The following is a 13,014-nucleotide window of genomic DNA, read 5'->3' as shown; positions in this document are numbered from 1 at the left end:
CCTCGTCTTCGGGTAGAAAGGCTGTCCGATGCCTCTCCCCGCCGACTTCGAGAAGCGCCTCTGGGCCGCTGCCGACCAGCTCTGGACCAACTCCGCCCTCCAGCCGTCCGAGTACGCGACGCCGGTCCTCGCGCTGATCTTCCTGAAGTACGCCGACCACCGCTTCGCCGAGGCCGAGAAGAGGCTCGCCTCGCCCCGTCGCCGCGGCGGCGTCAGCAAGGACGACTACCACGCCGAGGGCGTCCTCTTCGTCCCGGAGAAGGCCCGCTTCGGCCGCCTGCTCCAGCTCCCCGAGGGGGCCGACATCGGCAAGGCGCTCAACGAGGCGATGAAGGCCATCGAGGCGGAGAACGAGGATCTCAAGGACGTCCTGCCGAAGACCTACGGCCGCTTCGACGCGAAGACGCTGAAGGAGCTGCTCAAGATCTTCGGCACCATCCCGGAGAACGTGGAGGGTGACGTCTTCGGGCGCATCTACGAGTACTTCCTCGGCAACTTCGCGCCGCGCACGCTGCAGAAGGGCGGCGAGTACTTCACGCCCTACTCGGTGGTGCGCCTGATCGTCGAGGTCATCGAGCCGTACCACGGGAGGATCTACGACCCTTGCTGCGGCTCCGGCGGCATGTTCGTGCAGAGCGCGAACTTCATTGCCGAGCACCAGAAGCGGCCGTCGGACGAGATCGCGGTCTACGGGGTCGAGAAGATCGCGCAGACCCTCCGGCTCGCGAAGATGAACCTCGCCGTGCACGGCCTCTCGGGCGACATCCGCGAGGCGAACACCTACTACGAGGACATCCACGAGCAGGTCGGCAAGTTCGACTATGTGATGGCGAATCCGCCGTTCAACCAGAACGCGGTCGACCGGGAGCGGCTCAAGGACGACAAGAAGCGGTTCCCGTTCGGGATGCCCTCGGTCGACAGCGCCAACTATCTCTGGATCCAGCTCTTTTACAGCGCCCTCAGCGCCACGGGGCGCGCCGGGTTCGTGATGGCGAACAGCGCGAGCGACGCGCGGGGCAGCGAGCTCGAGCTCCGGCGGAAGCTGATCCAGACGGGCGCGGTCGACGTGATGGTCACGCTGAGCTCGAACTTCTTCTACACGGTCACCCTGCCCGTGACGCTCTGGTTCCTCGACAAGGGGAAGGCGAAGGGACCGCGCAAGGACAAGGTGCTCTTCATCGATGCGCGGCACGTCTACCGGCAGGTGGACCGCGCCCACCGAGAGTTCACGGCCGAGCAGATCGAGTACCTCGCGAACGTCGTGCGGCTCTACCGGGGCGAGAAGCCGGAGAATCTGCACGGGAGCAGCAAGCTCGTGAAGGAGAGCTTCCCGAAGGGGAAGTACGTCGACGTGCCGGGGTTGTGCAAGGTGGCGACGCTTGACGAGATCGAGGCGCAGGGCTTCAGCCTGAACCCGGGCCGCTATGTCGGCGTCGCCGATCGTGCCTCCGAAGATTTTGACTTCAAGGAGCGGCTCGAAGAGCTGAACGAAGAGCTTGAACGGCTGAACGGAGAGGCACGCGAGCTTGAGACGAAGATAGCCGAGAACGTTGCGGCGGTGCTGGAGGCGTAATGATGGCCAAACGAACGTCTGCCGGCTGGGTGGCGCACAAACTCGACGAACTCGGCTCGGTCGGGCGAGGCAAGTCGAAGCACCGCCCCCGTGACGATGCGCGCCTATTCGGCGGTCCGTATCCGTTCGTCCAAACTGGTGATGTGAAAAAAGCCAACCTTTACCTGACCAACTACGAGCAGGCATATAGTGAGTTCGGCCTCGCCCAGAGCAAGCTGTGGGATGCCGGAACACTATGTATCACCATCGCAGCGAACATTGCCGATACAGCTGTCCTGGGGATGAGGGCGTGCTTCCCAGACAGTGTTGTCGGTTTTGTTGCCGACCCCAAGAAGGCTGATACCCGATTCATCAAGTACTACATCGATACGTTCAAGTTTCGGTTCCAAGCAGTATCTCACGGCACGACACAGGACAACCTAAGCCTCGATAAGTTGCTCCGATTCGAATTCGTTGTTCCATCCGTTACATTGCAACGCCGCATAGCCGACATCGTCTCCGCCTACGACGACCTCATCGAGAACAACACGAAGCGCATCCGGCTGCTCCAGCAACAGACCGAGCTCGTATTCGCATCGGTCGAAGCTGAGGCCACCCGCGAAGCCCACATACTAAAGATGGGTGAGATCGCCGATGCGGCTGGTGGGATGATCCGAACAGGTCCGTTCGGTAGCCAGCTCCACGAGTCGGACTACACGCCCGAGGGGGTGCCGGTCGTCATGCCGAAGAACTTGATCGACGGCCGGATTGATACGGCCGAGATCGCTCGCATCCCAGACGTTCTCGTGCAGAAGCTCGCTCAGCACAAGCTCTCGGAGGGCGACATCGTGTACGGACGCCGTGGAGATATTGGCCGACGAGCTTTCATCCGCAAGCGTCAAGCTGGGTGGCTTTGTGGAACCGGATGCCTGAGGATCTCGCTGCCGGGTGGTCCGCTTCGCTCGCGGTATCTGCACCAGTACCTGGGCAAGCCGGAGGTCGTCGCTCTCATCGCAGGCAGGGCTGTAGGCGCGACGATGCCCAACCTGAACACGTCGATTCTCCGGGACGTGGCGGTCCGCGTGCCGCCGCCGAAGCTCCAGAAGAAAGTCACGCGCAGCGCCGACGCTAACGACGAGTTGATCGACGTGCTCGTCGAGAAGAACCGAGTACTGGGCCAACAACGCAATCTTTTGCTCCCCCGCCTCATCTCCGGTGAGATCGACGTGAGCCGCCTCGAAGCCCCCGGCGCGTGATCACCCGCACCCCGGCGAGCGATCGAGCCGCGCGCCTGCCGCTATGCTTGTGGTAGAGTCGAGCCCCATGGCGCCAAAGCTGGACATCTACGACGGCCGCGCCCCGGAGGAGCTCCCGGCGTACCCGGTCCCGCGTGCCGCGCGGATCGTCCGCCTGTCGCCGTCCACCCTGCGCCTCTGGGCCTCGGGCGACGGCCAGCACAAGGCGCTCTTCAAGCCCGCCGAGCGCGCCCCCCTCGCGCTCTCGTTCTCCAACTTGATCGAAGCCTTCGTGCTCGCCTCGATGCGACGGGTGCACGGCGTTTCCATGCAGCGCGTCCGCAAGGCCCTGCGGTTCGTCGGGGACGAGCTCGGGTACGCCCGGCCGCTCGTCCACGCGAGCTTCCGGACGGACGGGGCCAACCTGTTCGTCCAGCACGCCGACCGGCTGCTGAACGTCTCCGCCGAGGGCCAGGCCGTACTCCGGGAGGTCCTGGACGCGAGCCTCGCGCGCATCGACTGGGAGGGGGACCTCGCCGCGCGGCTCTATCCCTGGGTCCGAAGCTCGGGGATCACCAGCCAGCCGAAGACGATCGTGGTCGACCCGAGGCGCGGCTTCGGCCAGCCGGTGATCGCCGGCACCGGGATCGAGGCACGCATCGTCACCGAGCGCTACCGGGCCGGCGAGTCCGTGCGGCTCCTCGCGAAGGACTACGGCGTCGAGATCGAGAAGATCGAGGACGCGATCCGGTGCGAGACGCGTGAAGCTGCGTGAGCCGTTCACCTACTTCGTCGACCGGTCGCTCGGCCGCGGGCTCGTCGTCGAAGCGCTGCGAGCCGCGAAGCTCGAAGTCCACGCCCACGATGATCACTTCGCGCAGAACACCCCCGACGCCGAGTGGCTCGTCGAGGTCGGCTGGCGCGGCTGGGTCGTCCTGACCAAGGACAAGAACATCCGCGTGAACGCGCTCGAACGCATCGCGTTGATCCGCGCGAACGTCGCGTGCATCATGCTCGGACGCGGCGATCTGACGGCGACGTCGATGGCGCAGGTCTTCGTCGACGTGTTGCCGCTCATCCAGCGCGTCCTGCGGCGCTTCGCGCTCCCCCTCGCGGCGAGCCTGAGCAGCGGCAGGAGCCTGCGCGTCCTGCTGGCCGACGGCGAGTGGCTGAAGCCGCCGAAGGAGCTCAAGTAGCTCAAAAAATCGTGACACAATCGTCTCGGTGAACGCAACGCTGGAGAGCGACATCGAGCAGGCGGCCCTCGACCTCTTCAAGGCGATGGGCTGGGCGACCGCGAACGTGATGGAGGAGGTGCTCGGCGATCACGGCACCCTCGGCCGCGACAACCGCGGCGACGTCGTCCTCGTCCGTCGCCTCCGCGCAGCGCTCGCGCAGCTCAACCGAGGCGCGCCCCCGGAGGCGATCGACCAGGCCATCGAGGAGCTCACGCGCGACCGGTCGGCGATGAGCCTCGGGCAGGCGAACCGCGAGATCTACCAGCTGCTGAAGGACGGCGTCGACGTCCGTGTCGCCGGGGCGGAGGACGAAGACGAGGCCACCCTGCGCGTCCGCGTCATCGACTGGGACGAGCCTCGGCACAACGACTACTTCGTCGCCCAACAACTCACGATCCAGGGGGAGACATACAAGCGCCGCGCCGATCTCGTCGGCTTCGTGAACGGCCTGCCGCTCGTCTTCATCGAGCTGAAGGGACTGCACAGCAACGTCGAGAACGCTTACCGGCAGAACTTCCGCGACTACCTCGTCGCCATCCCCCAGCTCTTCTGGTTCAACGCGCTCGTCATCCTCTCGAACGGCTTCGAGAGCCGTGTCGGAACGATCACGGGCGAGTGGGACCACTTCAAGGAGTGGAAGCGCATCGAGCGAGAGGACGAGCCGCCGCGCGTCAGCCTGGAGGCGGTGCTGCGCGGCGTCTGCGACAAGGCGCGGTTCTGCGACATCGTCGAGAACTTCACGCCAAGGTGAAGGCGGCATGGACGAAGCGTCGGGCCGAGCTCCAGGCGGAGCTCGGCACCACATCTCGCTACGACCACAAGAGCCGGCAAGAGATCATCGATACGGTCGCATTCATGGACGAGAGCGACATGGCCGTCGTCGTCTCGCAATCCCAGAATGAGGTCGAGACGTTCAAGAAGAAGGGCCTCGACATCGCGCCGCACCGCCGGCGGATGATCAAGGAGGACCTCGACACCAGGTTCAAGGACGACAAAGACGCGCTCAGGGTCGTGTTCGTCTGCGCGATGTGGATAACGGGGTTCGACGTCCCGAGCTGCGGCGCCATCTACCTCGACAAGCCGATGAAGAACCACACCCTCATGCAGACGATCGCGCGAGCGAACCGCGTCTACGAGGGAAAGGAGAACGGGCTCATCGTCGACTACGTCGGCGTCTTCCGGAACCTCCAGAAGGCGCTGGCGATCTACGGCTCCGGCTCGGGCGGCAACGTCGGGGCGGGGGACACCCCCGTGCAACTGAAGGAGGTGCAGCTCGAGGAGCTCCGCGCCACGATTGCGGCGTCGAAGAAGTTCTGCGCCGAGCGCGGCGTCGACGTCGACGGCGCGAAGGACAAGAAGGGCTTCGAGCAATGCCGGTCAGTTAAGGGCCGCGTCGTTCAGAGGGGCCTCTTTCGCGCGTAGTTGCTCATCTTGACCTTCACGGCACGGGGGTACGTGCGTTCAGCGCGCCGTGAGGGCAGGATAAAGCGCTTAAGATCCCGACGCAGGGCGCTCAGGTGGCCGGGGATGGCTCCGGGGCGGGAGTCGACCGACCAAAGCCACTCGTCACGGATGAGACGCAGCGCCATGAGGAAGCTGATGCGCGTCGGAGGAAGGCGCGCTTCTGCGGATACGCGTTCCATCTCCAGCCTGACGAGATTGTAAGCCAACAGTAGACCCCAAATCTCCTGACGCACCGTGATCGGCGTCTTGCTGCGGATGCTCTCGCGCCGATCGAGCAGGTCCGTCTTCAGCTCGTCGTAGGAGAGTTCCAGTTCCCAGCGCTCGTGGTAGAGCGCGACGAGTTCCTGGGCAGGATAAGCGACCGGATCGAGCAGGGAGGTTAGCAGCGTACTGGGCTGATGTCCGGGTCGATGGTAGCGGACGGCGCGCATGCGCCATGTTTGCGGCAGAGAGGAGTCCTTGCGGCGCGCTTGGGCGCTGACGTCCATCTCCACCAGCGCATCATCACGACCATACGAGTCGATCACGCGCCACTTGTTGTGAGAGCAGGCGCGGGTCATCCAGTGTCGCTTGCTGCCTCTTCTTGTCAGGCCAATGAGAAATAAGGCACCGAAAAACCCGCGGTCCACGATGGTCAGCGAGCGGTCAGGGATGCTGTCCAGCAAGGGTAACGCATACTTCGACTCGCTAGTTGAGTATGGACCGAAGTTGGCGGCCGCGATCTGGTGCGACCTCAACACCATCAGGCAGACCAGGCGCACCTGTGGGTAGCCGCTGTCACCGCGTGGGCTTGATGCGCCGCCGAACTCGTCGCGGTTGTCGGCCGTGTCGGCCACGCGCAGCGTGGTGCCGTCGATGCCGTACAGCGACAGGCCGCGGTAACGATGCGCCTCGGCGCTGACCTTCGACCACGTCTGGGCGCTGCGCTCGAACAGCCACTGCATCGGCTCGTCGCCCAGCCTTGCGCGCGCCTGGGGAATGGCGCTGCGCGCGATCGCGCCGTTGGCGCCCGGAAGCGCGAGATCCAACTTGGTGACGACCTCCTCGATCGGACGATCGCGCATCAGCGCCATGCCCAGCACCAGCCAGATCACCTGCTCGGCAGGCAGACGCCTGCGCCGCAGGGTAGCGGTACCTGTCGCTGCAAGCGCCTGCTCGATCCATTCGACCGGCAGGTGTTTGCAGACGTTGTCGACTTGGGCCGGGCCGATGTAGTCGGCGGCCGTGAGCAGCGCATCGCGGAGAGCCATCGATAGCTTATTCCGGCGACCGCACCGCTTTTACCGTTGCGCCTATCGTCCGCCGACGAAGTCCGTCACCTGGGCGAGGGCGTGGTCGGCCGCAACCGGCCCGGCCTTGACGGGTGCTGCCGAGCTCACAAGGAACGCAGCACGATCACGCGCGGCGGCGCGCTCGGTGATGAAACCACCGGCCGCAGAGCGCCTCCCGGATCTGCCGAGCCTGTAACCTCAAGGACTTACAGAGTTTTTCCCTAACTGACCGGCATTGGGGCTTCGAGCGCCTCCAGCGCCTCCGAGACGGCGTGGACAAGCTGCTCAACCCGGCCGAGGTGAAGAAGAGCTACCTCGACGTCGCCGGCCGCGTGGATCGCCTCTACCGCGCGCTCGGCGTCGATGAGCGGAAGAACGAGCTCTCCTCCGACTGGGGCGTGCTCACGGACCTGGCGCGCGGCATCCGCGGTCTCCAGCAGCCGGTCGACATCTCGAAGATCATGGACGCCGTCGAGCGCCTGCTCGACGAGTCGATCGACGCGCAGGGGTACGCCATTCGCGAGCCCACGGAGGCGCCGTACGGCGGCCGCGTCCACCTCGGCGGGATCGACTTCGCCGCCCTCGCCCGGTATTTCGCGATGACGAAGCACAAGGCCAGCGCCGCGGAGGCGGCGGCCGTGTCGGCACGGCAGCGGGTCGACACGCTCGTCCGCCTGAACCCGACGCGCGGGAACCTGCGCGCGCAGCTCGAGGAGCTCATCGCCGAGTACAACGACGGCGCGCGCAACGCGGAGCAGTTCTTCAAGGATCTGCTCGCGTTCATGAAGAACAAGGTCGAGCCCGAGGAGCAACGCAGCAGCGCCGAGGCGCTGAGTCAGGAGGCGCTCGCGCTGCACGACCTTCTCCTCCCGCCAGAGCTGAAGCTCGACACGAAGGCGCATGAGGTCGTGAAGAAGCTCGCGCGCGAGCTGCCGAAGAAGGTCGCGCCGAAGCTCGTGATCGACTGGCGGAAGAGTCAGCGCGCGCGGGCGGCAGTGAAAGTGACGATCAAGCGCGCGCTCGAGGTGCTACCCCAGGAGACGTATAGCGACGAGATGTACGATAAACTCGTCGAGGCCGTGTACGAGCACGTCTACGAGTCGTACTGGGGGGACGGGAAGAGCAAGTACACCGACGCCCCCGGCATCTGACGCGCTGCACCCCGGACGCGCCCGAAGTTGCAAACTTGTTGCAACTGTACTCGGGTCGCTCTAGGATGGCTTGCACGCTGGCGCTGCCGGCGCGAAGGCTCATGTCCCCGGCCCGCGCTCGGCCGCGCGCGGCGCGGCGGAAGTCGTCCGCCCGCGTTCCCCCGCGTCAGTTCGCAGCTGCTGTCGAGAGAGGCCTCATCGTGACTCGAAAGCTCCCCGTGACCGTGCTGTCCGGCTTCCTGGGCGCCGGCAAGACCACGCTGCTCAACCACGTCCTCGCGAACCGCGAGGCGCTGCGCGTCGCCGTGATCGTCAACGACATGAGCGAGGTCAACATCGACGCCGCGCTCGTCCGGGGCGGGGGCGCGGCGCTCCATCGCGTCGAGGAGAAGCTCGTCGAGCTGTCGAACGGCTGCATCTGCTGCACGCTCCGGGAAGATCTTCTCGTCGAGGTCGCCCGTCTGGCCGGGGAAGGGCGCTTCGACTACCTGCTCATCGAGTCGACGGGCATCTCGGAGCCTCTCCCCGTGGCCGAGACGTTCACCTTCGATGACCCTGCGACGGGCAAGAGCCTCTCCGAGGTCGCCCGGCTCGACACGCTCGTCACCGTCGTCGACGCGCAGCGGTTCCTCTCGGACTGGACGAGCGCCGACGACCTCCGGGCGCGCAAGGCGGCGCTGGACGGCGACGACGAGCGCACGGTCGCCGATCTGCTCGTCGAGCAGGTCGAGTTCGCGAACGTGCTCGTGCTCAACAAGGCGGACCTCGTCGGTGATGACGAGGTCGAGCGGCTCACGGCGATGCTCCTGCACCTGAACCCCGGAGCCCGGGTCATCAGGGCCTGTCGCGGCCAGGTCGATCCGCGCGAGATCCTCGGCACGGGGCGCTTCGACTTCGAGGAAGCGGCGCGCTCGCCCGGCTGGATGAGGGAGCTGCGCGGCGAGCACGTCCCCGAGACCGAGGAGTACGGGATCGAGAGCTTCGTCTACCGCGCAGCGCGCCCGATGCACCCGGAGCGGCTCTGGGACTTCATCCACGGCGCGACCGCCTGGGATGGAGTGCTCCGCTCGAAGGGGTTCTTCTGGCTCGCGACCCGCATGGACATCACCGGCGCCTGGTCCCAGGCGGGCGGCGCGGCCTCGTTCGAGGCGGCGGGACGCTGGTACGCGGCCCTGCCCGAGGAGCAGTGGCCGGAGGACGAGGAGGAGCGCGCCGCGCTCGACGCAGCGTGGGATCCGGCCTGGGGCGACAGGCGGCAAGAGATCGTCTTCATCGGCGTCGACATGGCCAGAGAGGAGCTCACACGCGGCCTCGACGCCTGCTCGCTCACCCGGGAAGAGATGGCCGTGGGGCCCTCCGGCTGGAGCCGGCTCAACGATCCTTTCCCGACGTGGGAGGAAGCAGAAGAGCTCGAGAGCGAGCCCGAGACCTCGCAGCCCCTCCTCCCGGCGTGAGGCCCGCCGCAGGACGACGGGCCCATCTTCGGCGCCGGTCGCGCGCCGGTCGCGCGCCAGTCGCGCGCCAGTCGCGCGCCAGTCGCGCGCCAGTCGCCGCGGCGAAGCGCGCGCCCGCGCTCACGCGGGCGCGCCGCGCTCCTCAGGAGAGGGCGAGCGTCGCGCTTACTTGCCGCCCCCCTTCGAGATCTTCCCTTCCGTGAAGATCACGTGCTTGCGGGCGAGCGGATCGTATTTCTGCATCTGCATTTTCTCCGTCATCGTCCGCTTGTTCTTCGTCGTGTAATAGCAGTAACCAGTCCCAGCAGACGAGACGAGCTTGATGATATCGCGCACGAGGTGCCCTCCTTGTCGGCCCTTGTCGACGTTTGCCGACGCTTGGCGGTAGGCCACGCTCCGCGGCAGCGGAGCGCCGTGCAGGCCAGACACCGCACCACTATCCCGGCGTGGCCTCTGATGCAACTTGATTGCATCAACGGGGCGGCCTGTGGCATCATGAGCCATGGAGCTTCGTCGCGGCATGGCGGCTCATGCCCGCGGCGCACACGGAGCACGGACACCAGATGATGATGACGACAGCGATCGCTGAGGCTGCCGGAGATCTCGCATCTCCGCGCGCGGAGCTGGGCAGCTCGACGCGGCTCGTGACGCAGCTCGCCGACCTGGCCGAGCTCGCCTCACCCGAGGTGAGCGTGTGCGTGCTGCGGCGACGCATCGGCCCCGACGTGGAGGGCTTCGCGCGCGAGCAGCTCCTGCCGCAGCCGCTCTCCGAGACGCTGCTCGTCGATCCCGGCGCGCCCGACCTCGCGCCGCTGGCCGCGGGAGCGCCGCGCTCGCCCGGCCGTGAAGCCTTCCTTCACGACGTGCGCGGCCTGATATCGCTCTTCGCGGATCTCACGGGGTGCCCGCGGGTCGGCGTACGGCTCGCGCGCCTCGATAAGCCGATGTGCCCTCGCCTCCACGCGGACATGGTGACCGTCCGCCTGGTGACCACGTATGTCGGCCCCGGGACGGAGTGGGCTGAGCACGCGGCCGTCCGGCGGGACCGGCTCGGACACCGCGCGAACGGCGTCCCCGACGAGGTCTCGGGGGTGCTGCGCGCCGGCGCGCGCCTCCGCCGGATGGCGCCCTTCGACGTCGGGCTGCTCAAGGGCGAGGCCTGGCCAGGCAATCGGGACCGCGGCGCAGTGCACCGGTCGCCGCCCGGGACCTCGCCGCGCGTCGTCCTGACGCTCGACGCCCTGACGTGAGCGCTACTCCATCCCCGGCACAGCGCCGCAATGGTCGCAGTCCCCGAGTTGTGGGTGGCGCATCAAAGCGGCGGCTGTCCCAGGTCTGTTCATGGTTATCCGGCCGCTTGCCCGCTGTCTCGACGCGTCATGAAGTGAGTCAGCCGCTGCATGAACGATCCAGGTCCTATCCCCGCACCCGCTCAGGCGACACCTCATAAGCTGAGATCTCCTGCCACATACCCGTGTTTCTTGTGACAATTCACCTCATTGTCGCCCCGTACGGACCCCGTATGGTTTCGCCCCATGAGTGTCCGTGATCCAGGAAGCGACGAAGACGACAAGGTAAAGGCGCTCGAGGTCGAGCGGTCCCACCCCGAGGGCACGTACCTCACCACCGATCAAGGGATCCCGATCGCCCATACCGACGACTCGTTGAAGCCGGTCCCGCGCGGTCCCACGCTCCTCGAAGACTTTCACTTTCGCGAGAAACTGACCCGCTTCGACCACGAGCGGATCCCGGAGCGCGTCGTCCACGCGCGCGGATCCGGCGCCCACGGCTATTTCCAGGTATACGAGCCCCTGACGAAGTACACGAAGGCCAGGTTCCTCCAGGACCCTTCGCTCAAGACACCGGTGTTCGTGCGCTTCTCCACCGTCGCGGGCTCGCGCGGCTCCGCGGACACGGTGCGCGACGTGCGCGGCTTCGCCGTGAAGTTCTACACGCAGGAGGGGAACTTCGACCTCGTCGGCAACAACATCCCCGTCTTCTTCATTCAGGACGGCATCAAGTTCCCGGACGTGGTCCACGCGGTCAAGCCGGAGCCGCACCACGAGATGCCGCAGGCCGCCTCGGCGCACGACTCGTTCTGGGACTTCGCGTCGCTGGTGCCGGAGACAGCCCACATGCTCATGTGGGTCATGTCCGATCGCGCCCTGCCGCGGAGCTACCGCATGATGGAGGGCTTCGGCGTGCACACCTTCCGCCTCATCAACGCGGAAGGGAAATCACGCTTCGTGAAGTTCCACTGGAAGCCGCTGCTCGGCGTCCACTCGCTCGTCTGGGACGAGGCGCAGAAGCTCGCGGGCAAGGACCCGGACTTCCACCGCCGCGACCTCTGGGAGGCCATCGAGATGGGCGACTACCCCGAGTACGAGCTCGGCGTCCAGATCATCGAGGAAGAACAGGCGGAGACGCTGAGCTTCGACCTCCTCGACGCGACGAAGCTCGTCACGGAGGAGCTCATCCCGGTGAGGCGCATCGGCAAGCTCGTCCTCCACCGCAACCCGACCAACTTCTTCGCGGAGACGGAGCAGGTCGCCTTCTGTGTCTCCAACGTGGTTCCCGGGATCGACTTCACCAACGACCCGCTCATGCAGGCGCGGCTCTTCTCGTACCTCGACACCCAGCTCACCCGCCTGGGCGGGCCGAACTTCGCGGAGATACCGATCAACCGGCCGCTCGCGCCGGTGCACAACCACCAGCAGGACGGCTTCCACCGGCATACGATCGACGCGGGGCGGGCCAACTACCACCCGAACTCGCTCAGCGGCGGCTGCCCCTTCCTGGCCAGCACGCAGCAGGGCTTCACGTCGTACCCCGAGCGCGTCGAGGGCGAGAAGCTGAGGATCCGCAGCGAGAGCTTCAAGGACCACTTCAGCCAGGCGGCGCTGTTCTTCCGGAGCCTGACCGAGCCGGAGCGGAACCACCTCGTCGAGGCGTGCAAGTTCGAGCTCGGCAAGGTCGAGAGGAAGGACATCCGCGAGCGCGTGGTGAAGCTGTTCGCCCAGATCGACGGCGAGCTCGCCCTCCGCGTCGCCGAGGCGCTCGGCCTGCCCGTGCCCCCGCCGCAAAAGGCGCACGCGGTGAAGCCCGCGCCCTCGCTCAGCCAGGAGACCGCGCCCAGGACGTCGATCAAGTCGCGCCGCGTCGCGGTCCTCGCCGCCGACGGCGTGAGCGCGGCCGACCTCGCCGCCGTGAAACAGGCGCTCCTGGCTCAGGGCGCGCAGTCGAAGGTCATCTCCAGGCGCCTCGGCACGCTGAAGTCCGCCGAGGGCAACGCGATCGAGGTCGACAAGTGCGCGCTGACGACCTCGTCGGTCGAGTACGACGCGGTCTACGTGCCGGGCGGCGCGGCGAGCGTCGCCGCGCTGCTCGCCCAGGGAGACACCCGCCACTTCATCCTGGAAGCCTACCGGCACTGCAAGCCGATCGGCGCGACGAGCGAGGGGGTCGATCTCCTGCGCTCGTGCGGCATCGACGCGACGCGGCCCGGCGTCGTCACGAGCGCGGGCGGCTCGGCCTTCGTGGAATCGTTCATCGACGCCATCCGACAGCACCGCCACTGGGGACGGGACGACCTACAGGCCATCCCCGCGTGACCCCCGCCCGCGCCGCGTGACGCCAGCGGGCGCAGCGC

General features: G+C 66.7%; 12 protein-coding genes. 10 read left to right on the top strand and 2 right to left on the bottom strand.

The features are described 5' to 3' along the window. The first annotated feature begins 28 nt into the window (after positions 1–28). The 6 genes from WME85_RS48300 to WME85_RS48275 all read left to right on the top strand — a co-directional run bounded on the left by WME85_RS48300 (position 29) and on the right by WME85_RS48275 (position 5,447). Positions 29–1,573, top strand: coding sequence for a type I restriction-modification system subunit M (locus tag WME85_RS48300; protein WP_437831739.1), 1,545 nt, complete (start codon positions 29–31; stop codon positions 1,571–1,573). Beyond that, the gene (locus tag WME85_RS48295) at positions 1,573–2,808 is read left to right on the top strand and encodes a restriction endonuclease subunit S (RefSeq protein WP_437831736.1); all 1,236 of its coding nucleotides are present in this window, start codon (positions 1,573–1,575) and stop codon (positions 2,806–2,808) included. The genes WME85_RS48300 and WME85_RS48295 overlap by 1 nt, the downstream gene beginning before the upstream one ends. A 67-nt stretch (positions 2,809–2,875) precedes the next feature. Beyond that, a complete protein-coding gene (locus WME85_RS48290) occupies positions 2,876–3,562 on the top strand; it encodes a DUF433 domain-containing protein (RefSeq protein WP_437831734.1) in 687 nt (228 codons plus the stop codon). Beyond that, entirely contained in the window at positions 3,549–3,983 is a 435-nt protein-coding gene (locus WME85_RS48285) for a hypothetical protein (RefSeq protein ID WP_437831731.1), read from the top strand. Before WME85_RS48290 ends, WME85_RS48285 begins: the two co-directional genes overlap by 14 nt. A 28-nt stretch (positions 3,984–4,011) precedes the next feature. After that, positions 4,012–4,776: a type I restriction endonuclease gene (locus tag WME85_RS48280; RefSeq protein ID WP_437831728.1), complete on the top strand. Its 765-nt coding sequence runs from the start codon at positions 4,012–4,014 to the stop codon at positions 4,774–4,776. Next, complete coding sequence (locus tag WME85_RS48275; RefSeq protein ID WP_437831726.1) at positions 4,773–5,447, top strand: type I restriction enzyme subunit R domain-containing protein; 675 nt, start codon at positions 4,773–4,775, stop codon at positions 5,445–5,447. Before WME85_RS48280 ends, WME85_RS48275 begins: the two co-directional genes overlap by 4 nt. Here the strand turns inward: WME85_RS48275 and WME85_RS48270 are convergent. Continuing rightward, positions 5,423–6,739 (bottom strand): IS4 family transposase, encoded by a 1,317-nt coding sequence (locus tag WME85_RS48270; protein ID WP_437308027.1) that lies wholly within the window; start codon positions 6,737–6,739, stop codon positions 5,423–5,425. The two genes, WME85_RS48275 and WME85_RS48270, sit on opposite strands and share 25 nt — an antisense overlap. Positions 6,740–6,939: 200 nt before the next feature. Here WME85_RS48270 and WME85_RS48265 point away from each other — a divergent pair, with 200 nt between their 5' ends. Together WME85_RS48265 and zigA are read left to right on the top strand one after the other, a co-directional pair. After that, on the top strand, positions 6,940–7,911 hold the full coding sequence (locus WME85_RS48265) for a type I restriction enzyme endonuclease domain-containing protein (protein ID WP_437842572.1): 972 nt from the start codon (positions 6,940–6,942) through the stop codon (positions 7,909–7,911). 200 nt (positions 7,912–8,111) lie between these two features. Next, entirely contained in the window at positions 8,112–9,365 is a 1,254-nt protein-coding gene (gene zigA / locus WME85_RS48260) for a zinc metallochaperone GTPase ZigA (RefSeq protein ID WP_437831723.1), read from the top strand. A gap of 165 nt (positions 9,366–9,530) precedes the next feature. On the opposite strand, the gene rpmG is transcribed toward zigA, so the two are convergent. Then, positions 9,531–9,701 carry a 50S ribosomal protein L33 gene (rpmG, locus tag WME85_RS48255; RefSeq protein ID WP_437831720.1) on the bottom strand — a complete coding sequence of 57 codons (171 nt, stop codon included), beginning with the start codon at positions 9,699–9,701 and terminating at the stop codon, positions 9,531–9,533. A 227-nt stretch (positions 9,702–9,928) separates the two neighbouring features. On the opposite strand from rpmG, the gene WME85_RS48250 reads away from it, so the two are divergent. Continuing rightward, positions 9,929–10,615 (top strand): DUF1826 domain-containing protein, encoded by a 687-nt coding sequence (locus WME85_RS48250; protein WP_437831717.1) that lies wholly within the window; start codon positions 9,929–9,931, stop codon positions 10,613–10,615. A gap of 285 nt (positions 10,616–10,900) precedes the next feature. Further along, positions 10,901–12,976 carry a catalase gene (locus WME85_RS48245; protein WP_437831715.1) on the top strand — a complete coding sequence of 692 codons (2,076 nt, stop codon included), beginning with the start codon at positions 10,901–10,903 and terminating at the stop codon, positions 12,974–12,976. Positions 12,977–13,014: the final 38 nt, after the last annotated feature.

Origin of the sequence: Sorangium sp. So ce1153 (assembly GCF_051521595.1) — a bacterium.
Taxonomy (GTDB): domain Bacteria; phylum Myxococcota_A; class Polyangia; order Polyangiales; family Polyangiaceae; genus Sorangium.
The sequence above is the reverse complement of the archived record's forward strand: the minus strand, read 5'-3'. Positions and strand labels throughout refer to the sequence as shown.

Excerpts from the sequence above, each read along its gene's own strand:
- WME85_RS48290 (WP_437831734.1), top strand. The coding sequence starts at position 2,876 with ATGGCGCCAAAGCTGGACATCTACGACGGCCGCGCCCCGGAGGAGCTC.
- WME85_RS48250 (WP_437831717.1), top strand. The coding sequence starts at position 9,929 with ATGATGATGACGACAGCGATCGCTGAGGCTGCCGGAGATCTCGCATCT.
- WME85_RS48270 (WP_437308027.1), bottom strand. The coding sequence starts at position 6,739 with ATGGCTCTCCGCGATGCGCTGCTCACGGCCGCCGACTACATCGGCCCG.
- WME85_RS48245 (WP_437831715.1), top strand. The coding sequence starts at position 10,901 with ATGAGTGTCCGTGATCCAGGAAGCGACGAAGACGACAAGGTAAAGGCG.
- WME85_RS48295 (WP_437831736.1), top strand. The coding sequence starts at position 1,573 with ATGATGGCCAAACGAACGTCTGCCGGCTGGGTGGCGCACAAACTCGAC.
- WME85_RS48300 (WP_437831739.1), top strand. The coding sequence starts at position 29 with ATGCCTCTCCCCGCCGACTTCGAGAAGCGCCTCTGGGCCGCTGCCGAC.